The 21,013-nt window shown below is 71.3% G+C and carries 21 protein-coding genes; 15 read left to right on the top strand and 6 right to left on the bottom strand.

The annotated features are described in order from the left end of the window. The first annotated feature begins 36 nt into the window (after window positions 1-36). The 3 genes from QFW96_RS14050 to QFW96_RS14040 are packed head-to-tail and all read left to right on the top strand — an operon-like array spanning window position 37 to window position 2,668. The gene (locus tag QFW96_RS14050) at window positions 37-1,227 is read left to right on the top strand and encodes an acyl-CoA dehydrogenase family protein (protein ID WP_281456066.1); all 1,191 of its coding nucleotides are present in this window, start codon (window positions 37-39) and stop codon (window positions 1,225-1,227) included. Continuing rightward, window positions 1,224-1,997, top strand: coding sequence for an SDR family oxidoreductase (locus tag QFW96_RS14045; RefSeq protein ID WP_281456065.1), 774 nt, complete (start codon window positions 1,224-1,226; stop codon window positions 1,995-1,997). Before QFW96_RS14050 ends, QFW96_RS14045 begins: the two co-directional genes overlap by 4 nt. 44 nt (window positions 1,998-2,041) lie before the next feature. Beyond that, complete coding sequence (locus tag QFW96_RS14040) at window positions 2,042-2,668, top strand: TetR/AcrR family transcriptional regulator (protein WP_281456064.1); 627 nt, start codon at window positions 2,042-2,044, stop codon at window positions 2,666-2,668. A gap of 53 nt (window positions 2,669-2,721) precedes the next feature. On the opposite strand, the gene QFW96_RS14035 is transcribed toward QFW96_RS14040, so the two are convergent. The 4 genes from QFW96_RS14035 to QFW96_RS14020 are packed head-to-tail and all read right to left on the bottom strand — an operon-like array spanning window position 2,722 to window position 6,145. Next, window positions 2,722-3,774 carry an NAD(P)H-dependent flavin oxidoreductase gene (locus tag QFW96_RS14035; protein WP_281456176.1) on the bottom strand — a complete coding sequence of 351 codons (1,053 nt, stop codon included), beginning with the start codon at window positions 3,772-3,774 and terminating at the stop codon, window positions 2,722-2,724. An 11-nt stretch (window positions 3,775-3,785) separates the two neighbouring features. After that, a complete protein-coding gene (locus QFW96_RS14030; RefSeq protein WP_281456063.1) occupies window positions 3,786-4,529 on the bottom strand; it encodes a CoA-transferase subunit beta in 744 nt (247 codons plus the stop codon). Next, window positions 4,526-5,395 carry a CoA transferase subunit A gene (locus tag QFW96_RS14025; protein WP_281456062.1) on the bottom strand — a complete coding sequence of 290 codons (870 nt, stop codon included), beginning with the start codon at window positions 5,393-5,395 and terminating at the stop codon, window positions 4,526-4,528. Before QFW96_RS14025 ends, QFW96_RS14030 begins: the two co-directional genes overlap by 4 nt. Further along, window positions 5,396-6,145, bottom strand: coding sequence for an enoyl-CoA hydratase family protein (locus QFW96_RS14020; RefSeq protein ID WP_281456061.1), 750 nt, complete (start codon window positions 6,143-6,145; stop codon window positions 5,396-5,398). 94 nt (window positions 6,146-6,239) lie between these two features. Here QFW96_RS14020 and QFW96_RS14015 point away from each other — a divergent pair, with 94 nt between their 5' ends. From QFW96_RS14015 to QFW96_RS14005, 3 genes are all read left to right on the top strand, one after another. Beyond that, on the top strand, window positions 6,240-6,992 hold the full coding sequence (locus QFW96_RS14015; protein WP_281456060.1) for an SDR family oxidoreductase: 753 nt from the start codon (window positions 6,240-6,242) through the stop codon (window positions 6,990-6,992). 226 nt (window positions 6,993-7,218) lie between these two features. Further along, window positions 7,219-8,124 carry an SDR family oxidoreductase gene (locus tag QFW96_RS14010; RefSeq protein WP_281456175.1) on the top strand — a complete coding sequence of 302 codons (906 nt, stop codon included), beginning with the start codon at window positions 7,219-7,221 and terminating at the stop codon, window positions 8,122-8,124. Between the two features lie 58 nt (window positions 8,125-8,182). Further along, window positions 8,183-9,211 (top strand): MBL fold metallo-hydrolase, encoded by a 1,029-nt coding sequence (locus QFW96_RS14005; protein WP_281456059.1) that lies wholly within the window; start codon window positions 8,183-8,185, stop codon window positions 9,209-9,211. Here the strand turns inward: QFW96_RS14005 and kstR are convergent. Further along, window positions 9,197-9,802, bottom strand: coding sequence for a cholesterol catabolism transcriptional regulator KstR (gene kstR / locus QFW96_RS14000; protein ID WP_281456058.1), 606 nt, complete (start codon window positions 9,800-9,802; stop codon window positions 9,197-9,199). The genes QFW96_RS14005 and kstR overlap by 15 nt on opposite strands. 171 nt (window positions 9,803-9,973) lie before the next feature. Here kstR and QFW96_RS13995 point away from each other — a divergent pair, with 171 nt between their 5' ends. Genes QFW96_RS13995 through QFW96_RS13985 form a run of 3 tightly spaced genes read left to right on the top strand, consistent with a single transcriptional unit; the run spans window position 9,974 to window position 12,997 of the window. Next, a complete protein-coding gene (locus tag QFW96_RS13995) occupies window positions 9,974-11,230 on the top strand; it encodes a glycosyltransferase family 4 protein (protein ID WP_281456057.1) in 1,257 nt (418 codons plus the stop codon). A 2-nt stretch (window positions 11,231-11,232) separates the two neighbouring features. Further along, window positions 11,233-11,946, top strand: coding sequence for a methyltransferase domain-containing protein (locus tag QFW96_RS13990; RefSeq protein WP_281456174.1), 714 nt, complete (start codon window positions 11,233-11,235; stop codon window positions 11,944-11,946). Continuing rightward, window positions 11,933-12,997, top strand: coding sequence for a prenyltransferase/squalene oxidase repeat-containing protein (locus QFW96_RS13985; protein WP_281456056.1), 1,065 nt, complete (start codon window positions 11,933-11,935; stop codon window positions 12,995-12,997). The genes QFW96_RS13990 and QFW96_RS13985 overlap by 14 nt, the downstream gene beginning before the upstream one ends. A 66-nt stretch (window positions 12,998-13,063) precedes the next feature. On the opposite strand, the gene QFW96_RS13980 is transcribed toward QFW96_RS13985, so the two are convergent. Then, complete coding sequence (locus tag QFW96_RS13980; protein ID WP_281456055.1) at window positions 13,064-13,747, bottom strand: class I SAM-dependent methyltransferase; 684 nt, start codon at window positions 13,745-13,747, stop codon at window positions 13,064-13,066. 113 nt (window positions 13,748-13,860) lie between these two features. On the opposite strand from QFW96_RS13980, the gene QFW96_RS13975 reads away from it, so the two are divergent. The 6 genes from QFW96_RS13975 (at window position 13,861) to QFW96_RS13950 (ending at window position 20,908) form a co-directional block, all read left to right on the top strand. Further along, window positions 13,861-15,972 (top strand): acyl-CoA dehydrogenase family protein, encoded by a 2,112-nt coding sequence (locus QFW96_RS13975; RefSeq protein ID WP_281456054.1) that lies wholly within the window; start codon window positions 13,861-13,863, stop codon window positions 15,970-15,972. Window positions 15,973-16,050: 78 nt separating this feature from the next. Beyond that, complete coding sequence (locus QFW96_RS13970) at window positions 16,051-17,106, top strand: acyl-CoA dehydrogenase family protein (protein WP_281456053.1); 1,056 nt, start codon at window positions 16,051-16,053, stop codon at window positions 17,104-17,106. 9 nt (window positions 17,107-17,115) lie between these two features. Further along, a complete protein-coding gene (locus QFW96_RS13965; RefSeq protein ID WP_281456052.1) occupies window positions 17,116-18,270 on the top strand; it encodes an acyl-CoA dehydrogenase family protein in 1,155 nt (384 codons plus the stop codon). A 13-nt stretch (window positions 18,271-18,283) separates the two neighbouring features. Continuing rightward, window positions 18,284-19,249: a bifunctional MaoC family dehydratase N-terminal/OB-fold nucleic acid binding domain-containing protein gene (locus QFW96_RS13960; RefSeq protein ID WP_281456051.1), complete on the top strand. Its 966-nt coding sequence runs from the start codon at window positions 18,284-18,286 to the stop codon at window positions 19,247-19,249. A 70-nt stretch (window positions 19,250-19,319) separates the two neighbouring features. Continuing rightward, window positions 19,320-19,745 (top strand): MaoC family dehydratase, encoded by a 426-nt coding sequence (locus QFW96_RS13955; protein WP_281456050.1) that lies wholly within the window; start codon window positions 19,320-19,322, stop codon window positions 19,743-19,745. Further along, a complete protein-coding gene (locus tag QFW96_RS13950) occupies window positions 19,742-20,908 on the top strand; it encodes a lipid-transfer protein (RefSeq protein ID WP_281456049.1) in 1,167 nt (388 codons plus the stop codon). The genes QFW96_RS13955 and QFW96_RS13950 overlap by 4 nt, the downstream gene beginning before the upstream one ends. Window positions 20,909-21,013 lie beyond the last annotated feature (105 nt).

Raw genomic sequence — 21,013 nt, 5'->3', positions numbered from 1 at the left:
GAGTGCCGAGGCGGGAACGACGCCGAGGAGGCGGTTGTGGACCTCACCGACAGCGCCGAGGAAGCGGCCTTCCGCTGCGAAGTCCGGCAGTGGCTGTCCGAGCACCTGACCGGCGAGTTCGCCGAAGCCAGGGGGCTCGGCGGGCCCGGTCGCGAGCACGAGGGATTCGACGTGCGGCTGGCCTGGGACCGGCTGCTGGCCGAGCACGGCTGGACCTGCTTGGGGTGGCCGGAGGAGTTCGGCGGGCGCGGAGCCAGCGTCGGCCGGCAGGTCATCTTCCACGAGGAGTACGCCCGGGCCGAAGCGCCCGTGCGCGTCGGTCACATCGGCGAGGAACTGCTCGGCCCCACCCTGATGGCCTTCGGCAGCCCCGAGCAGCAGAAGCGGTTCCTGCCCGAGATCGTCGGCGCCCGCGAGCTGTGGTGCCAGGGCTACTCCGAACCCGGAGCCGGGTCGGACCTGGCCAACGTGGCCACCACCGCGCGCCTGGAGGGCGACGAGTGGGTGCTCAACGGGCAGAAGGTGTGGACCTCGATGGCCCACGTCGCGGACTGGTGCTTCGTGCTGGCCCGCACCGACCCCGAGCGGAGCCGCCACCAGGGGCTGTCCTACTTCCTGGTGCCGATGGACCAGCCCGGCATCCGGGTGCGGCCGATCATGCAGCTCACCGGCACCTCGGAGTTCAACGAGGTGTTCTTCGACGACGCCCGCACCGCCGCCGGGAACGTCGTCGGCGAGGTCGGCCAGGGCTGGAAGGTCGCGATGGGCACGCTCGGCTTCGAGCGCGGCATCGGCACCGTCGACCAGCAGGTCGTCTTCCGCCGCGAGCTCGCCGAGATCACCGAGCGGGCCCGCGCCACCGGGGCCCTCGACGACCCGCTGCTGCGCGACCGCATCACCCGAGCCTGGACCGACCTGGAGGCGTTGCGCTGCACCGTCTTCCGGCTGCTCGGCGCCGACGGCCCGCCCGGTCCGGAGTCCTCGGTGGTCAAACTGCTGTGGTCGAACCTGCACCGCGAGCTCGGGGAGCTGGCGATGGCGGTGTCCGGGCCCGGCGGGCTCGTCGCCCAGGGCCCGCCCTACGACCTCGACGGGGGGCAGCGGCTGTTCCTGTTCACCCGCGCCGACACGATCTACGGCGGCTCCAACGAGATCCAGCGCAACATCATCGCCGAGCGGGTGCTCGGCCTGCCGCGCGAACCCCGACCCCAGGAGGTCACCCGATGACCCAGGCCCCGCCCGCGCACGGGCTGCTCAACGGCAAGACCGCCCTCGTCACCGCCGCCGCCGGAACCGGCATCGGTTCCGCGGTCGCGCGGCGGATGCTGGAGGAGGGCGCCCAGGTGCTCATCAGCGACCGGCACGAGCGCCGGCTCGCCGAGACCGAGGCCGAGCTCGCCGAGATCCCCGGTGCCAAGGTCGCCTCGGTGGCCTGCGACGTCACCGACGAGGCCCAGGTGCAGCGCATGTTCGACACCGCGACCAGCACGTTCGGCCAGGTCGACGTGGTGGTCAACAACGCGGGGCTCGGCGGCACCGCCTCGATCCTGGAGATGACCGACGAGCAGTGGGACAAGGTCGTCGACGTCACCCTGGGCGGCACCTTCCGCTGCACCCGGGCCGCGACCCGGCTCTTCCGCGAGCAGGGCACCCCTGGAGTCGTGGTCAACAACGCCTCCGTGGTCGGCTGGCGGGCCCAGGCCGGGCAGTCGCACTACGCGGCCGCCAAGGCCGGGGTCATGGCGCTGACCAGGTGCGCGGCGATGGACGCCGCCGAGCTGGGGGTCCGGATCAACGCCGTGGCACCGAGCCTGGTGATGCACGAGAACCTGGCCAAGGTCACCTCCGACGACCTGCTGGCCACCCTCACCGAGCGCGAGGCGTTCGGTCGCTCCGCCGAGCCGTGGGAGATCGCCAACGTGATCGTCTTCCTGGCCTCGGACTACTCGACGTACCTCACCGGCGAGGTCATCTCGGTCTCCAACCAGCACCCGTGAACCTCCGGTGAGCACCGCCGGAGGGGCTTTGAGAGGATGGCCCCGTGGTCTCGACCAAGCGCTTGTCCGCACGCAATCGCCCGGCGCGGGAGAACGGCTCCGAACGTCGCGCCGAACTGCTCGCCATCGCCGGTGAGCTGTTCGCGACCCGTGGCTTCCTGGCCACCACGGTCCGCGACATCGCCGACGCCGCCGGCATCCTCTCGGGGAGCCTCTACCACCACTTCGACTCCAAGGAGGCGATGGTGGACGAGATCCTGCGCGAGTTCCTCGACGACCAGCGGCAGGCCAACGCCAAGATCATCGCCGAGGCGCCGGACCCTCGCACCGCGCTGACCGAGCTGATCAAGCGGTCCTACTCGGCGCTGCGCAAGCACCCGGCCGCGATCGCGATCTTCCAGAACGAGGCCAACTACCTGGCCCAGTTCGAGCGCTTCGACTACCTGCCGGGCGTGGCCGACGAGTTCGAGAAGACCTGGCTGCGGGTCCTGCAGGACGGGCAGAAGCAGGGCGTGTTCCGCGAGGACCTCAACCCGAAGCTGACCTACCGCTTCATCCGCGACACCGTCTGGACCACGGTCCACTGGTTCAACCCGGGCGGGAAGCTCAGCATCAAGTCCATCGCGGACCAGTACATCACCATCCTCTGCGACGGCATCGTCACCCGCTGACGGTCGCCCGCTGAGCAGGGGGTTCGAGCCCGGTCCCGCCGGGCTCGAACCGGTCAGCCGCTCAGCGAGCCGGTCCGGCGCAGGGCCTCGGCCGCGTCGGTGACGAGCGAGTCGATGAGCTTCTCGCAGCTGGGGAGCTCGTCGATCATGCCGACGACCTGGCCCGCCGGGAGCACGCCCGCCTCGGGATGGCCGTCCACCAGCGCCGACTTGATCAGCATCGGGGTGTTGGCCGCGAGCAGGACCCGGTTGAGGGGGAGCTTCTGCGCCTTGCGCATCGCCAGCCCGTCGGTGATGAGCTGCCGCCACGACATGCCGGTGAGGGCCTTGAACGCGACCGCCTGGCGCAGGGCCTGGGGGAGACGTCGCAGCAGGGCCTGGGACTCGGCGGAGGCGGTGAGGTCCGTGCGCAGCATCCGGTGCGGCAGTCCGTCCACCTTGGACGTCACGACCGTGTCGCCCACCTGCGCCTGCAGGTAGGAGCGCTTGACCTCGTCGGGGACCCGGCTGTCGGTGGTGAGCAGGAAGCGCGTTCCCATCGCCACGCCCGCCGCGCCGTAGCACAGCGCGGCGGCCAGACCGCGGCCGTCGAAGAACCCGCCCGCGGCGATCACCGGGATGTCCACCGCGTCCACGACCTGCGGGATCAGCAGCGTCGTGGCCACCGAACCGGTGTGCCCGCCGCCCTCGCCGCCCTGCACCAGCACCGCGTCGGCACCCCAGCCCGCGACCTTCTCGGCGTGCCGCCGGGCGCCGATCGACGGGATCACCACGACCCCGGCGTCCTTGAGCTTGCCGATGAGCCGCTGCGAGGGAGCCAGCGCGAACGAGGCCACCTTCACGCCCTCGCGGATGAGCAGGTCGCAGCGCTCCTCGGCGTCACCGGCGTCCGCCCGCAGGTTCACCCCGAACGGTTCGCCGGTGCGCTCCTTGACCTCGCGGACCGCGTCAGTGAGCTGCGGCAACGTCATCGTCGCCGAGGCCAGCACACCGAGCCCGCCCGCGTTCGCCGTCGCCGAGACCAGCCCGGGTCCGGCGACCCAGCCCATGCCGGTCTGCACGATCGGGTGGCGCACGCCGGTCAGCTCGCACAGCGGCGTGCGCAGCCGTTGCTCGATCACGACGGAACCTCCTTGTCCCGCAACCCCTTCGGGTCGATCCGATCCCGGATCAGGGACAGCTCCTCGTCGGTGGGCAGCCGCGTCTCCGCGACCTCGTCGACGGCGAGCTCGAAACCGGTCCTCTCGCGCACCTCGTCCACGCTCACCCCGGGGTGCACCGAGCGCAGCCGCATCGCGCCGTCCGGGCCCCGGAAGTCCAGCACCGCCAGATCGGTCACCACCACCTGCACGTCGTGGTAGCGCGCGCCGACCCGACGCGCCCGGTCGTGCCCGACACCGGCGACCAGGTCGACCGACTCGACGAAGATCTTGGTGCTGTGGTTGGGGATCCAGTAGTTCGTGGTGTGGTTGACGGAGTTGCCCGGAGCTCCGCGCACGCCGATCAGCTGCACCTTGGGCCGACCCCAGTCGCCGATGCGGGAGATGTTCTGGTTGCCGAAGCGGTCCACCTGCGAGGCGCCCATCATCACCCGGCGCTTGCCGCCGGCCAGCAGGTCCAGGACCTTGCCGTAGGGCAGCCAGCCCTCGACGGTGGCGGTGGACTCCTCGCCCAGCGGCGTCGTCTCGGCGATGAGCATCGCCTCGCCGTCGGAGAGCAGCAGTTCCGGCGCGCTGGTCAGCCGCGCCAGGCGAGCGCCGATCGAGGGGATCGTGCCGAACGGGGAGGCGATGGCCGTCCCGGCGTCGGCGAAGCTGTCGGCGCAGGCCACCGCGCAGACCTCGGCTCGGGTGATCGTCATGCCGGCACCTCCGCGCGTGCGTGGAACTTCTCGACCGCCGCCTGGTACTGCGCCTCGTCCCCGTCGAGGAACTCGGCGCGGAACGCCTCCCACTGACCGGGTTTCGCGCTGGCGGCGTAGTGCCGCTGGAACGCTTCGTCGCGGCCGTAGTCGGGCGCGCAGCTGGTGAAGTGCGCGCCGTTCGGCGTTTCCACCACGCCCCGCGGGTGCAGCCGGTTGATCAGCAGCGTCTGCGGCGCGGCGGTCTCGGTCAGCTCCTCGGTGGCCACGATCTTCTCGCAGCTCAGGAAGCTGGTCTCGGCCGCGGCGCACATCAGGTCGTCGAAGTACGGGTCCGGACCGAGGTACTGGCCGTTGCCGTGGCGGTCGGCGCGGTTCATGTGCACCAGCGCCACGTCGAGGTTCAGCGCAGGCATCGCCACCAGCTCCTCGCCGTCGGCGTAGGGGGAGCGGACGGTGCGCAGGTCGGGGTTGAGCGCCATCACGTCGGAGCCGAGACCGGCGCGGGTGGGCAGGAACGGCAACCGCGCGGCGGCGGCGCGCAGCCCGGCCAGCACCATGCCCTCGTCGTACTCGGCGACCTCCAGCTCACCGCGCTGGCGAGCGGCCCGGAAGTGCGGGTCTAGCGGGATCGAGTCCAGCGACACGAACCCGTAGACGACCTTGCGGAGCTTGCCGGCAGCGGCGAGCAGTCCGACGTCCGGACCGCCGTAGGACACCAGCATCAGGTCCTTGAGGTCGGAGCGCAGGATCGCGCGCACCAGGGCCATCGGCTTGCGCCGGGAACCCCAGCCGCCGATGCCGATCGTCATGCCGTCGCGCAGGTGGGAGACCACCTCGTCGACGGTCAGCTGCTTGTCCTGCACCTACGCCTCCTCGTCGCGGCCGAACTCGGCGCGGATCGCATCCGACACCCCGGTGAGGTTGAGCTCGAAGGTGAACCCCTGCTCGAACCGGTAGCTGCGGTTGACGTCGACCGGGTCGATGCCGTTGAGCGCGGCCTTGGCCTTGCGGATCACCAGCGGGTTCTTCGCCGCGATGTCGGCGGCGACCTCCAGCGCGGCGTCCAGCAGTGCTTCGCGCGCGACGACTCGGTGCACCGAGCCGAGCTCGGCGAGCTGGGCCGCGGTGACGGTCTGCCCGGTGTAGAACATCGCGCGCATCATGTGCTGCGGCACCAGCCGGGACAGGTGGGTGGCCGCGCCGAGCGCGCCCCGGTCCACCTCCGGCAGTCCGAAGGTCGCGTCGTCGCTCGCGACGATGACGTCGGAGTTGCCGACCAGGCCGATGCCGCCGCCGACGCAGAAGCCCTGCACGGCGCTGATCACCGGCACCGGGCACTCGTAGACGGCCTTGAACGCCTCGTAGCAGCCGTTGTTGACGGCGACGAGCTTGTCGTGGCCGGGGTCGGCGGCCAGTTCCTTGATGTCCACACCCGCGTTGAAGCCGCGTCCCTCGGCTCGCAGCACCACGACTCGGGTCTGCGGATCGGCACCGCTGTCGCGCAGCGCCTCTGCGAGCTCGAACCAGCCCTTGACCGGCAGTGCGTTCACCGGTGGGTGGTCGACGGTGAGGACGACGATGCCGCCGTCCCGCCGTTCGATGTGCGTGCCCATGCCACCTGCCAAACCTAGCACTTGTTTGGTTGGGTTGTTACCGTAGCAACACCGCAGGACACCCCGCCAGGGGCGAGAACGCAGGGAGCGGCGGATGGGCATCGAGATCGACCTGACCGGCCGGGTGGTGCTGGTGACCGGCGGAACGCGCGGCATCGGCGCGGGCATCGCCGAGGCGTTCCTGCGCGCAGGTGCCGAGGTGCACGTCTGCGCCCGGAAACCGGTCGACGACCTGCCCTCGCACGGTTCGGCCGCGGCGCACTTCACGCAGGTCGACGTCCGCGAGGGCGAGCAGGTCGCCGAGCTGATCGACGGCATCCGGCAGCGCTCCGGGCGGCTGGACGTGCTGGTCAACAACGCGGGCGGGACCCCGGTCGCCGACACGGCGACGGCCTCGATCCGCTTGCACCGCAAGGTGATCGAGCTCAACCTGGTCGCCCCGCTGCTGCTCGCCCAGCACGCCCGGGAGGCCCTGGCGGAGTCGCAGGGCTCGATCATCAACATCAGCAGCGTCTCCGGCCGCCGCCCCTCCCCGGGAACCGCCGCCTACGGCGCGGCGAAGGCGGGCCTGGACAACCTCACCACCACGCTCGCCCAGGAACTCGCCCCCGACATCCGGGTCAACGGAGTCGTGGTGGGCCTGGTGAGCTCAGACGACCAAGCGGACCACTACGGCCAATCCGACCTCTCGTCGATCGTCCCCATGAGACGCCTCGCCGAACCCTCGGACGTCGCCCACGCCTGCCTCTTCCTCGCCTCACCCCTCGCGGCCTACATCACCGGCTCAGACCTCACGGTCCACGGTGGAGGAGAAACCTCCACCTACCTCAACACCATCCGAACCTGACCCACCAACCCCGATTACGGCCGTATTCGGGAACCCGATTACGGCGGTAATCCGCCCGTCCCCTCGGGGTTGACGGATTACTCCGGTATTCGGTTGACGGATTACTCCACGTATTCGGGGACGGATTACCGGAGTAATCCGTCAACTCCGGTGCCAGGGGGACGGTCTTCGCGGTCGGGGGCGGATTGCGGGGGCGGTCCGTTGAACGTTACGAACTTCTAGGAGGATTCACGTGATTTGTGAAGATCGGGTTGTGATCGTGACCGGGGGTGCTCGGGGGATCGGCCGGGCGCACTCGTTGGAGTTCGCCCGGCAGGGCGCGAAGGTCGTCGTCAACGACATCGGGGTGCAGCTGGACGGGAGCGGCGGTGACGGGTCCGCTGCCGCCGAGGTGGCCGAGGAGATCCGGGCGCTCGGGGGCGAAGCCGCCGTGCACGGGGCCGACGTCGCGGACTGGGGGCAGGCGCAGGAGCTCGTGGAGTTCGCCGTGGAGCGGTTCGGACGCCTCGACGTGCTGGTGAACAACGCCGGGGTCGTGCGGGACCGGATGTTCGTCAACCTCGCCGAGGACGAGTGGGACCAGGTCATCCGAGTCCACCTGAAAGGCCACGCGGCGACGATGCGGCACGCCGCGCAGCACTGGCGGGACCGGACCAAGGCCGGGGAGACCGTGCAGGCCCGCGTCATCAACACGACGTCGGGAGCCGGGCTGCTCGGCAGCGTCGGGCAGACCAACTACGCCGCGGCCAAGGCCGGGATCATTGCCCTCACCCTCAACACCGCCGCCGAGCTCGCCCGCTACGGCGTCACCGTCAACGCCATCGCGCCCTCGGCGCGCACCCGCATGACCGAGACCGTCTTCGCCGACATGATGGCCCAGCCCGACCAGGGATTCGACGAGATGGCGCCGGAGAACGTCTCCCCGCTGGTCGCCTGGCTCGGCAGCGTCGACTCCGCCGAGGTCACCGGCCGGGTCTTCGAGGTCGCGGGCGGCGACATCACCGTCGGCACCGGCTGGACCCGAGGTCCCTCCCGCGACGCCGGCCGCCGCTGGAACGCCGACGAGCTCGGCCCCGTGGTCTCGGAACTGCTCGCCAAGGCCCCCGTTGCCGACCCCGTCTACGGCACCTGAGGGCGGGGAGTGGTACATCTCTTCCAGGAATTTCGGCACGAAAACCCGGAGGACAGCGGTGAGCGATCGGCACGCGTGGATCGAGCCCGGCGTCGAGCAGGTCGGGCCCGGCGTGCACCGCATCCCGCTGCCGCTGCCCAACGACGGGCTGCGCGCCGTCAACGTCTACGCCATCGAGGACTCCGACGGGCTGGTGCTCATCGACTCGGGCTGGGCGCTGGAGGAGGCCCGCACCCAGCTGGAGAAGGGCCTCGGCGAGATCGGCTACGACTTCGCCGACGTGCAGCGGTTCCTGGTCACCCACGTGCACCGGGACCACTACACGCTCGCGGTGCAGCTGCGCCGCACCTTCGGCTCCAAGATCAGCCTCGGTGCCGGTGAGCAGCCCACGATGGACGCGATCCTGGCCGGGGGCACCGAACTCGCCGAGCTGCAGCGGTTGCAGCGCTGGGGAGCCGACGAGCTGATCACCAAGCTCGCCGACGCCTACGGCGGGAAACCGCCGGAGCGCAAGGGCGAGAACCCCTACGAGCCGCCGGACGAGTGGCTGCACGGCAAGGTCGAGATCCCGCTGGGATCGCGAACCCTGCTGGCCGTGCCCACTCCCGGGCACACCCGCGGTCACGTCGTGTTCGTCGACGCCGACTCGCAGGTGCTGTTCTCCGGCGACCACGTCCTGCCGCACATCACGCCGTCGATCGGCGTCGAGTCCGCGCGCCCGGAGCTGCCGCTCGGCGACTTCCTGGACTCGCTGCGGCTCATGCAGACCTACCCGGACCTGCGGCTGCTGCCCGCGCACGGGCCCGTCGGCGGCAGCAGCCACCAGCGCGTCGAGGAACTGCTGAGCCACCACGACGAGCGGCTGCGGCAGACCGCCGAGGTCATCGCCGACGGCGCCGGAACCGCCTACGAGGCGGCGCTCAAGCTCGGCTGGACCCGGCGCAACCGGAACTTCACCGACCTCGACCTGTTCAACCAGGTTCTGGCGGTCGGGGAGACCAGCGCGCACCTGGACCTGCTGGTGCGGCGCGGCGAGCTCACCGCCACCCAGAACGGTGACGCCGTGGAGTACTCAGGCCAGCAGTAGCCGGACGGTCAGCTCCAGCCGGTTGGACACGTCGCTGGCCGAGGCCCGCCGGGTCACCCAGGCGACCAGGTTCGACAGCCACACGTCGCCGATGACCCGCGCGATCGCCTTCTGCTCGTCGGTGGGTTCCTCGCTGGTCATCGCCCGGGTGAACAGCTGCTCCATCAGCAGCGCGACGGTGTCGACCTCGTTGGCGACCGAGGTGTCGGCGAACATGAACGCCCTGGTCATCGCCTCGGTCAGCTCGGGGTTGCGCTGGAGCTGGCGGGTGGTGCGGTTGAGCACGTGCAGCACCCGGTCGTAGGCGGTGTCGCCGGGGATCTTCGTCCGGTCGAGCTTCTCCTGCTCGCGGGCGAACTCCCGGGCCAGGCCGACCACCAGCAGGTGGATCTTCGACGGGAAGTACCGGTACAGGGTGCCCAGCGCGACGTCGGCCTTCTCGGCGACCGCGCGCATCTGCACCGCGTCGTAGCCGCCCTTGGCGGCCAGCGCGAGCGTGGCGTCGATGATGCGCTTGCGGCGCTCGGCCTGGGCCGTGGTGCCGGTGGCACTGCCGCGGAGCGCCTCCAGCACGTTCTGCGAGCTTTCCATGGACCGGGCTCTCCTTGAACTTTCGACGGACATCAGGTGACGGCGAAGCGTGTTCGTCGCCACGCGACTCATCGCCCGGGGCTACTCACGGGTTAAGGTGAGCGGGTTACCTCGACCGAAACATGTTCCAGTCTACCCAGCCCGCGGCACCCGGGCAGTGTGAGGTGAATCGTGCGGATCGCTTTGCTTTCCTATCGGAGCAAGCCGCATTGCGGTGGGCAGGGTGTCTACGTCCGCTACCTCAGCCGCGGTCTCGCCGAGCTGGGACATCACGTCGAGGTCTTCTCCGGGCAGCCCTACCCGGACCTGGATCCGGGCGTCGACCTGACGCCGGTCGACAGCCTCGACCTCTACAACGACGACGACCCGTTCCGCACCCCGCACTGGCGCGAGCTGCGCGACCACGTCGACCTGCTGGAGGTCGGCACCATGTGGACCGCCGGGTTCCCGGAGCCGATGACGTTCAGCATGCGCGCCGCCCGGCTGCTCAAGGCCCGCGCGCACGAGTTCGACGTCGTCCACGACAACCAGTGCCTCGGCAGCGGCCTGCTGTCGCTGCAGCGCGCCGGGGTTCCGCTGGTGGCCACGGTGCACCACCCGATCACCCACGACCGCCGGGTGGACCTGGCCGCTGCGAAGGGTTGGCGCAAGCTCACCGTGCGCCGCTGGTACGGCTTCACCCGCATGCAGGCGCGCGTGGCCCGGCAGATCCCGCAGCTGCTGACCGTCTCGCAGAACTCCGCCGACGACATCCGCGACGACTTCGGCGTCGGGCCCGAGCAGCTGCGCGTGGTGCCGCTGGGCGTGGACGCCGAGGTGTTCCGGCCGCCGGAGAAGCCGCGCGTTCCCGGCCGGATCGTGGCGATGGCCAGCGCCGACACCCCGATGAAGGGCGTGGGCACGCTGCTGGAGGCGGTGGCGAAGCTGCGCACCGAGCGCGAGGTGGAGCTCGTCCTGGTCAGCAAGCTGACCCCCGGCGGCCCGACCGAGCAGCGCATCGAGGAGCTGGCCATCGGCGACGTCGTGCGCACCGTCAAGGGCATCAGCGACGAGGAGCTGGCCGAGCTGTTCGGCTCCGCCGAGGTCGCCAGCGTTCCCTCGCTCTACGAGGGCTTCTCGCTGCCGACGGTGGAGGCGATGGCCTGCGGCACCCCGCTGGTGGCCAGCCGCGCCGGCGCGATCCCCGAGGTCGCCGGGCCCGACGGCGAGTGCGCCGACCTGGTGCCGCCGGGTGACGCCGAAGCGCTGGCGGAGGCCCTGGCCCGGCTGCTCGACTCGCCGGAGCGCCGCGCCCGTCTCGGCGCCAACGGCCGCGAGCGGGTGCTGGCCCGCTACAGCTGGAAATCCGTGGCAGCGGCGACCGTCGACTGCTACGCCGAAGCGATCGCGCGCAGCCCGCGCGGTGGGAAGGGAGCAACGCGTTGCTGACGGTGGACTTCGACAGGCTCGGCGTGCGGCCGGGACAGCGGGTGCTGGACCTGGGCTGCGGCGGAGGGCGGCACGCCTTCGAGCTGTACCGGCGCGGCAGCGACGTCACCGCCTTCGACCAGGACGTCGAGGAGCTGGAGAACGTGGCCGCGATGTTCGCCGCCATGAAGGACGAGGGCGAGGTGCCCGAGGGCGCCAAGGCCCAGACCGTCTCCGGTGACGCGCTGGCCCTGCCGTTCGCCGACGGCGAGTTCGACGTCGTCATCGCCTCGGAGATCATGGAGCACATCCCCGAGGACGAGAAGGCGATGCGCGAGCTCGTCCGCGTGGTCAAGCCCGGCGGTCGCGTCGTGGTCACCGTGCCGCGCGCCTGGCCGGAGCGGATCTGCTGGGCGCTGTCGGACGAGTACCACCAGGTCGAGGGCGGGCACGTGCGGATCTACTCCGCCGATGAGCTCATCGGCAAGCTCACCGACGCCGGGCTGCGCTACGTCTTCCGCGACTACGCGCACGCGCTGCACGCGCCGTACTGGTGGATCAAGTGCGCGGTGGGCACCGACAACAACGATCACCCGCTGGCCAAGGCCTACCACGCGTTCCTGGTGTGGGACATGATGAAGGCCCCGTGGATCTCGCGCACCGCCGAGAAGCTGCTGAACCCGGTGGCGGGCAAGAGCATCGCGGTCTACCTGGGCAAACCTCGTGCCGGCGCCTGAGCTGCCGGGCGTCGTCTCCGCCGAGGCCCTCGTCCAGACCGGCAAGGCCATCGCCTCCGTGCAGCTCCCCTCCGGGGAGATCCCGTGGTTCCCGGGCGGGCACACCGACCCGTGGGACCACGTCGAGTGCGCGATGGCGCTGTCGGTGGTCGGTCAGCTCGCCGAGGCCGAGAAGGCCTACGAGTGGCTGCGCGGCACGCAGCGCGCCGACGGGTCGTGGCCGCTTCAGGTGCGCGACGGCGCGGTCGAGGACGCCGGTGCCGACACCAACTACTGCGCCTACCCGGCGGTGGGCGTCTGGCACCACGTGCTCATCACCGGTGACGACGCGTTCGCCGAGCGGATGTGGCCGATGGTGCGCGACGCCATCGACTTCGTGCTCACCGCGCAGCACCGGCGCGGCGAGATCGACTGGGGCATCGGCGAAGCCGGGCCCACCGGCGAGGCGCTGCTGTCAGGCAGCTCCAGCATCCACCAGAGCCTGCGGTGCGCGCTGGCCCTGGCCGACCGGGTGGGGGTGCCGCAGCCGAGCTGGGAGGTGGCCGTCGGTCGTCTCGGGCACGCGCTGCGCAGGCACCCGGAGGCGTTCACGCCGAAGACCCGGTACTCGATGGACTGGTACTACCCGATCCTGGGCGGTGCGGTGCGCGGCGAGGACGGTCTGCGGCGCATCGACGAGCGCTGGGACGACTTCGTGGTGCAGGACTTGGGGATTCGCTGCGTCGACGACCACCCGTGGGTCACCGGCGCCGAGACCTGCGAGCTGGTGCTGGCGCTGGACGCCCTGGGCGAGCGCGAGCGCGCGGTGCAGCAGCTCGCCGCGATGCAGCACCTGCGCGACCCGGACGGCTCCTACTGGACGGGCTTCGTCTTCGCGGACGGCAAGCGCTGGCCGGAGGAGCAGTCCTCCTGGACCGCGGCCGCGGTCGTCCTCGCCGCCGACGCGCTGACCCGGACCTCGCCGGGCAACGGCATCTTCCGGGGCGAGGACCTGCCGCAGGGGCTGCCGGTGGAGAACGCCTCGTGCTGCGAGTACGAGCGCACCCGCTGACGCGATGAAGAACCCCACCTCGCCGAACAGCTCGGCGAGGTGGGGTTCTTCGCGTCCGGCGTCCGATCAGGGCAGCGAGCCGGGCTCGCCCGCGGTGCGTTCGAGGACGCGGAGGGAGCCCGCGACCCGGGTTTCGGTGAACGCGCCGGTGGCCAGGGCTCGGCGGTAGATGTTGTACGGGGCTTGGCCACCGTCCTCCGGGTCGGGGAAGACGTCGTGGATGACCAGGGCGCCGCCCGGGGCGACCCAGTGGGCCCAGCCCTCGTAGTCGTTGACGGCCGCTTCCTCGGTGTGCCCGCCGTCGATGAACAGGAACGTCAGCGGGGTGCGCCAGAACCCGGCGATGTCGCGGGAGCGGCCGACCACGGCCGTGACCTCGTCCTCCAGTCCCGCGCGGGCCAGGGTGCGGCGGAACTCGCCGAGGGTGTCGAGCTTGCCGACCTCGGCGTCCACCAGCGTCGGGTCGTGGTATTCCCAGCCCGGCTGGTGCTCCTCGGAACCCCGGTGGTGGTCGACGGTGACGACGCGGCCGCCGGTGATCCGGGCCGCGGCGCCGAGGAAGATCGTGGACTTGCCGCAGTAGGTGCCGATCTCGACGCCCACGCCGTCGCCGAGGTGGGCGACGGCGGTCTCGTGCAGCGCCAGGCCCTCGTCGGTGGGCATGAACCCGGTCGCGCGCTCGGCGAGGTCGAGCAGGTCCGCAGGCATCGACGGGTGGTGCTCGCGGTCGGTGGTCGATCCCTGCGTCACGTGGTGCCTCTTTCACATCGGTTCCGGTGCGCGTTGCAGCGTACCCGGTCCAGGCGCTAGCTTGTTAGAACATGTTCTAATTCTCGCAGTGCGGGCGCGGACGAGGAGGCGTTGTGCCGATCGCGATCACCGACGAGCAGCGGGCCCTGCAGGAGTCCATCCGGTCCTGGGCCGACGGGCTCGGCACCGACCCGGTGCGCAAGCTGGAGAGCTCCGACACCCCGATCTGGCACGAGCAGGAGACCTGGACCGGCCTCACCGAGATCGGCGTCTTCTCCCTGCTCGCCGAGGGGATCGGCACGACGGTCGACCTCGCCGCCGGGCTGGAGCAGGCAGCCGACGCGCTGGTGCCGGGCCCGGTGTGGTCCACGGCCGTGGCCGTGGCGCTCCTGGGGGAGGCCGACTTCGCCGAAGGCCGGGCCACCGCCGCGCTCTCGCTGGACCCCGGCGAGCTCGTCGCGACCGAAAGCGCCGACGGGCTGGTCGTTTCCGGCCGCATCGCCGCCGTCCCGGCTGCGATGGGCGTGACCCACCTGCTGCTGCCCGCGCGGGCGGGCGAGCGCGAGGTCTGGTTCCTGGTGCCCGCCGAGCGGGCCGAGCGGAACCCGCGCCCGTCGCTGGACCTCTCCCGCCCGGTCGCCGAGGTCGTGCTGCGCGACGTCGCCATCCCGGCGCGGCACGTCCTCGACCACGACGTCCAGGGCAGGGACGTGCGGGACCTCGCGGTCACCCTCGCCGCCGCCGAGGCCGCGGGCATCGCCGGCTGGTGCCTGCGCACCGCCGTCGACCACGCCGGGACCCGCGAGCAGTTCGGCCAGGTCATCGGCTCCTTCCAGGCCGTCAAGCACCTCTGCGCCCGGATGCTCTGCGCGGTCGAGAAGACCACCGCGCTGGCCTGGGACGCCGCCCGCGCCGCCGAGGATGCGCCGGACGAGCACCCGCTGGCCGCCGCCGTGGCCGGGGCGGCGGTGTTCGACGCCGCCGTGGAGGTCGCCAAGGACTGCGTCCAGGTGCTCGGCGGCATCGGCTTCACCTGGGAGCACGACGCCCACCTGTACCTGCGGCGCGCGCTGGCGCTGCGGTCGGCCGTCGGCGGCGCCGCCGGGTGGCGCCGACGCGTCGCCGAGCTCTCCGCCGGTGGCGCGCGACGCACGCTGAGCCTGTCCGCCGAACTCCCCGAGGACCGGCGCGGCGAGATCCGCGGCACCGTCGAGGAGATCGCCGCGCTCTCCCCTCGGCAGCAGCGGATTCGGTTCGCCGAGACCGGCTACCTCGCCCCGCACTGGCCCCGGCCCTACGGCTGCGGGGCGAGCCCGCACGAGCAGCTGCTCATCGACGAGGAGCTGGAGCGCGCGGGCGTGCGGCGACCGGACATGGTCGTCGGGAACTGGGCGGTGCCCACCATCGTCGAGCACGGCACCGACGCCCAGCGCGAGCGGTTCGCGTGGCCCACGCTGCGCGGCGAGATCACCTGGTGCCAGCTGTTCTCCGAACCCGGTGCGGGCTCGGACCTAGCCGGGCTGCGCACCAAGGCCGAGCGCGTCGACGGCGGCTGGAAGCTCACCGGTCAGAAGGTGTGGACCTCGCTCGCGCAGGAGGCCGACTGGGGGATCTGCCTGGCCCGCACCGATCCCGAGGCGCCGAAGCACAAGGGGATCAGCTACTTCCTGGTCGACATGCGTGCGGAGGGCATCACGATCCGGCCGCTGCGCGAGATCACCGGCGTGGAGCGGTTCAACGAGGTGTTCCTCGACGAGGTCTTCGTGCCCGACGAGTGCCTGGTGGCCGAACCGGGCCAGGGCTGGAAGCTGGCCCGCACCACGCTGGCCAACGAACGCGTGGCGCTCGGCGGCGGTTCCAGCCTCGGCCAGGAGGTCGAGCGGCTGCTCGCGGCCTCCGGCGACACCGACCCGTCGATGCGGGAACGCCTCGGTTCGGCCGTCGTCGAGGGCCTGGCGGGCTCGCTGCTGCGGCTGCGCGCCACCCTGCGCAGCCTGCACGGCCGGGGCCCGGGGCCGGAGTCCAGCGTCGAGAAGCTGCTGGGCGTCTGGCACCGCCAGGACGTCGCCGAGCTCGGCGTGGAGATGCTCGGCGCCGAGGCGCTGGTGATGGAGGCCGAACCGGTGCACGAGGTGCTGCTCACCCGTGCCCTGTCGATCGCCGGTGGCACCACGCAGATCCTGCTCAACGTGATCGCCGAACGAATCCTCGGGCTGCCTCGCTGAGGCTTGCGCGCGAGGTCGTCGAGGCGGTAGAAGTAGAACAAGTTTCACAACGTGGCCAGGGTTGGTCGAGGGGGCGGGATGGAGTTCACGCTCGGGGAGACGCAGCAGGCAGTGCGGGATCTCGCGGCCGAAGTGCTGGCTCGGGAGACCGAGCGCGCCGCCGCCTCAACTGGAATCGGTTTCGACGAGTCCGTGTGGAAGGCGCTGGGCGAAGCGGGCCTGCTGTCGCTGCCGGTCCCGGAGGAGCTGGGCGGTGCCGGGCTCGGCCCGCTGGAGGTCGGTCTGGTGCTCGCCGAGATCGGCAGGGCCGGCGTCGCCGTCCCGGCGCTGGCCACCCTCGCCTTCGGCGTCCTGCCGATCGCCCGGCACGGCAGCCCCGCGCAGCAGCAGGAGCTGCTGGCCGAACCCGGCCGGGTGCTCAGCGCCGCCCTCAACGAGGTCTCGAACCCGCTTCCCGCGAAACCCGCTGCCGTGCTGCGTGATTCCCGCGTGACCGGGCGCAAGGTGGGAGTGCTCGACGCCGACGCCGCGCACCGGCTGCTGGTCTCGGTCAGCACCGAGGACGGCCCGGCGATCGCGCTGGTCGACCCGCACGCCGACGGCGTCACCCTGCGCTCGGTGAAGTCCTCGGCCGGGACCGAGTGGGTCGTCGACCTCGACGGCGCTGCGGCCGAAACCCTCGGCGCGGCAGGGGAAATTGTGCTCGCCGACGTGCACGCGTGCGCCCTGGCGGGGATGTGCGCGCTCGGCGACGGCGCCGTGGCCGGGGCGCTGCAGCTCACCTCCGAGCACCTCCGGACCCGCGAGCAGTTCGGCAAACCCCTGGCGGCGTTCCAGGCCGTGGCGCAGCAGATCGCCGACGTCTACGTCGTCAACCGCACCCTGCACCTGGCCGCGCTATCGGCGAACTGGCGGCTGGGCACCGGGCGCGACGCGGGGGAGGACCTCGACGTCGCCGCGTTCTGGCTCACCGACCAGGCGCCCGCCGCGATGCACACCTGCCACCACCTGCACGGCGGGCTCGGCGTGGACATCACCTACCCGATGCACCGCTACTACTCGCAGGTCAAGGACCTGGCGCGGCTGGCGGGCGGTGCCGCGCACCGCGTCGACGTCCTCGCCCGACACGCCTGAGGAGAAGCCGTGTTCATCGAACTCACCGAGGAGCAGCGGGCGCTGCAGGCCGAGCTGCGCGAGTACTTCAGCACCCTGGTCACCCCGGAGGAGCGCGAAGCCCTTGCCGCGGACCGGCACGACCAGGCGCACCGCGACATCGTGCGCCGGATGGGTCGCGACGGTTGGCTGGGCGTGGGCTGGCCGACCGAGTACGGCGGACGGGGTTTCGGCGACGTCGAGAACTACATCTTCGCGAACGAGGCCTCCCGCGCCGACGTCCAGCTGCCGTCGGTGACGCTGCAGACCGTCGGGCCGACCCTGCAGACCTACGGCACCGAGGAGCAGAAGGCGTTCTTCCTGCCCAAGATCCTGTCCGGTGACGTGCACTTCGCCATCGGCTACAGCGAGCCCGAGGCGGGCACCGACCTCGCCTCGTTGCGCACCACGGCGGTGCGCGACGGCGAGCACTACGTGGTCAACGGGCAGAAGATCTTCACCACCGGCGGGCACGACGCCGACTACATCTGGCTGGCCTGCCGCACGAACCCGGACGCGCCCAAGCACAAGGGCATCTCGATCCTCATCCTCGACACCAGCGACCCGGGCTACTCGTGGACGCCGATCATCACCGCCGACGGCTCGCACCACATCAACGCCACCTACTACAACGACGTCCGAGTTCCGGCGTCGATGCTGGTGGGGGAGCAGGACCGGGGCTGGAAGCTGATCACCACCCAGCTCAACCACGAGCGCGTCATGCTCGGCCCGTCCGGGCGCACCGGGGGTCTGCGCGAGCGGGTGCGCGCCTGGGCGAGCGCGCGCGGCCTGCTCGAACGCGACGACGTGCGGCGGGTTCTGGCGCGCGTGCGGGCGTTCGAGCGGGTCAACGAGCTGCTCAACTGGCAGGTCGCGGCCTCGGCCTCGCTGGGGCCGGTGGAGGTCGCCGACGCCTCGGCGACCAAGGTGTTCTCCTCCGAGACCGTGCAGGTGCTGGGTCGCGAGCTGGAGGAGGTCGTCGGCAGGCACGGCGATCCGTCCGATGAGGACACCGCGGAACTGCTGCACTGGCTGGACGTCCAGGCCAAGCGCAACCTCGTGCTGACCTTCGGCGGCGGCGTCAGCGAGGTGCAGCGGGAACTGATCGCCACCGCCGGACTGGGACTGCCGCGGGTGCCGCGCTGAGGAACGGAGTGACATGACCAGTACCGCCACCGAAGCCGACGAGATCAGGGCGGCGGCCAAGCGGATCGCCGAGCGCGGGTCCTCCGCGCCGCGCTCCGCGCGCGACCCGGTGAACCTGCCGATGATCAACAACTGGGTCGAGGCGATGCGCGACGCCAACCCGGTCTACACCGATCCCGAGGCCGCGGCCGCGTCCGTCCACGGTGGACTCGTCGCGCCGCCGGCGATGGCGCAGGTGTGGACGATGGGCGGGCTGCACCCGCAGCGCGACCCCGACGACCCGCTCTACGCGATGATGGGTGCGCTCGACGAGGCCGGTTACGTCTCGGTGGTCGCCACCAACTGCGAGCAGACCTACCACCGCTACCTGCGGCACGGCGAGCAGGTCACGGTCACCACCAAGCTCGACTCGGTGGTCGGGCCCAAGACCACCGGCCTCGGCGAGGGCTGGTTCGTCACCACCCGCAACACCTGGTACGTGGGCGACGAGCCGATCGCCGACATGATGTTCCGGGTCCTGAAGTTCAAGGCCGCCGACGCGAAACCGGAGGAGGCCGCGCCGGAGCCGGAGCCGCCGGCCGAGGTGATCCGGCCCGCGATCAACCGCGACACCGCCTACTTCTGGGAGGGCACCGCCGCCGGTGAGCTGCGCATCCAGCGCTGCGGCGGCTGCGGGCTGCTGCGCCACCCACCGGGCCCGATGTGCCCGGAGTGCGGTGCCACCAAGCGCACCCACCTGGTCTCCGAGGGGCTCGGCGAGGTCTACAGCTACGTCGTGCACCACCGGCCCGCGATCCCCGGCAAGAAGCTGCCGCTGGTGATCGCGCTGGTCGAGCTCGACGAGGGCGTGCGGATCCTCGGCGAGCTGCACGACATCGACCCGGAGGCCGTGGCCATCGGGCAGCGCGTCCAGGTCGCTTACCAGCGCGTTGATGACGAACTCACCCTGCCGTACTGGAAACCTTCGGGGGACGTATGAGTGAAAACGCCGCATCGCGCGCTCATTCGTCCGACCGGGTGCGGGTGTCCCGCAGAACACTGGAGAACGCATGACTTTGGCGCGAACGCGCACTGCCGGGGAGGTCGCGATCGGCGATTCCCTGCCGGAGGAGCGCATCGAGGCGACCCCGACCTTCATCGTCAGCACGGCCATCGCCACCCGCGACTTCCAGGACGTGCACCACGACCGGGACCTGGCTCACGCCAAGGGGTCGAAGGACATCTTCCTCAACATCCTCACCACCACCGGCCTGGTGCAGCGCTACGTCACCGACTGGGCCGGCCCGGAGGCGCTGGTGCGCGGGGTGTCGATCAAGCTCGGCGTGCCCTGCTACGCCTACGACGCGCTGACGATGCACGGCCAGGTCCTGGAACGCGGTGACGGCGTGTTCGTCGTCGAGGTGCTGGGCCGCAACCAGCTCGGCACCCACGTCACCGGCCGGGTGCGGCTGGAGCTGCCGGAGGAGGACCGATGATCTCAGGCAAGACCGCCATCGCCGGCATCGGCGCGACCGAGTTCTCGAAGGACTCCGGTCGCAGCGAGCTGCAGCTGGCCGCCGAGTGCGTGCGCTCGGCGCTCGCCGACGCGGGACTGGAACCCTCCGATGTGGATGGTCTGGTCACCTTCACGATGGACACCAACACCGAGGTCGCGGTGGCCCGCGAGGTCGGCATCCCGAACCTGAGCTACTTCAGCCGCATCCACTACGGCGGCGGCGCGGCCTGCGCCACCGTGCAGCAGGCGGCGATGGCGGTGGCGACCGGGATGGCCGAGGTCGTGGTCTGCTACCGGGCGTTCAACGAGCGCTCCGGGCAGCGGTTCGGCCAGTTCAACGCCGGGCTGTCCGGGCAGGCGACCTCCACCGGCGTGGACAACAGCTGGTCGTACCCGATGGGCCTGGGCACGCCGGGCGCGCAGGTGGCCATGTTCGCGCGTCGCTACATGCACGAGTACGGGGCGACCAGCGAGGACTTCGGCCGCATCGCGGTCGCCGACCGCAAGCACGCCGCCACCAACCCGAACGCCTGGTTCCACGGGCGCCCGATCACCCTGGAGGACCACCAGAACTCGCGGTGGATCACCGAGCCGCTGCGGCTGCTGGACTGCTGCCAGGAGAGCGACGGCGGGGTGGCGCTGGTGGTCACCAGCCTCGACCGCGCCCGGGACCTGCCCCAGCCGCCCGCGGTGGTGGCCGGAGCCGCGCAGGGCAGCGGGCCGGACCAGTTCACCATGACCAGCTACTACCGCGACTCGCTGACCGGTCTGCCCGAGATGGGCCTGGTGGCGCGGCAGCTCTGGGAGCAGTCCGGGATCGGACCCGACGACGTCCAGGTCGGCATCCTCTACGACCACTTCACGCCGTTCGTGCTGGTCCAGCTGGAGGAGTTGGGCTTCTGCGGGCGCGGGGAGGCCAAGGACTTCATCGCCGAGGGCGCCATCGAGCACGGCGGTCGGCTGCCGCTGAACACCCACGGCGGGCAGCTGGGGGAGGCCTACATCCACGGGATGAACGGCATCGCCGAGGGCGTCCGGCAGATCCGCGGTGCGGCGGTCAACCAGGTCGACGAGGTGAACAACGTGCTGGTGACCGCGGGAACGGGCGTCCCCACCAGCGGACTCGTGCTCACATCGAACTGAAACATGTTATAGATTTTGCCGCGCTCATCGGTATGATGGAGCGATAACAGCACGTGAACCGGTTGCTCGTACCAAGGGGAACCTGTTCCAGTCCGTGGCGTGGAG

This window comes from Saccharopolyspora ipomoeae (assembly GCF_029952525.1).
Taxonomy (GTDB): domain Bacteria; phylum Actinomycetota; class Actinomycetes; order Mycobacteriales; family Pseudonocardiaceae; genus Saccharopolyspora; species Saccharopolyspora ipomoeae.
This window is presented reverse-complemented; position numbering and strand designations above follow the sequence as displayed.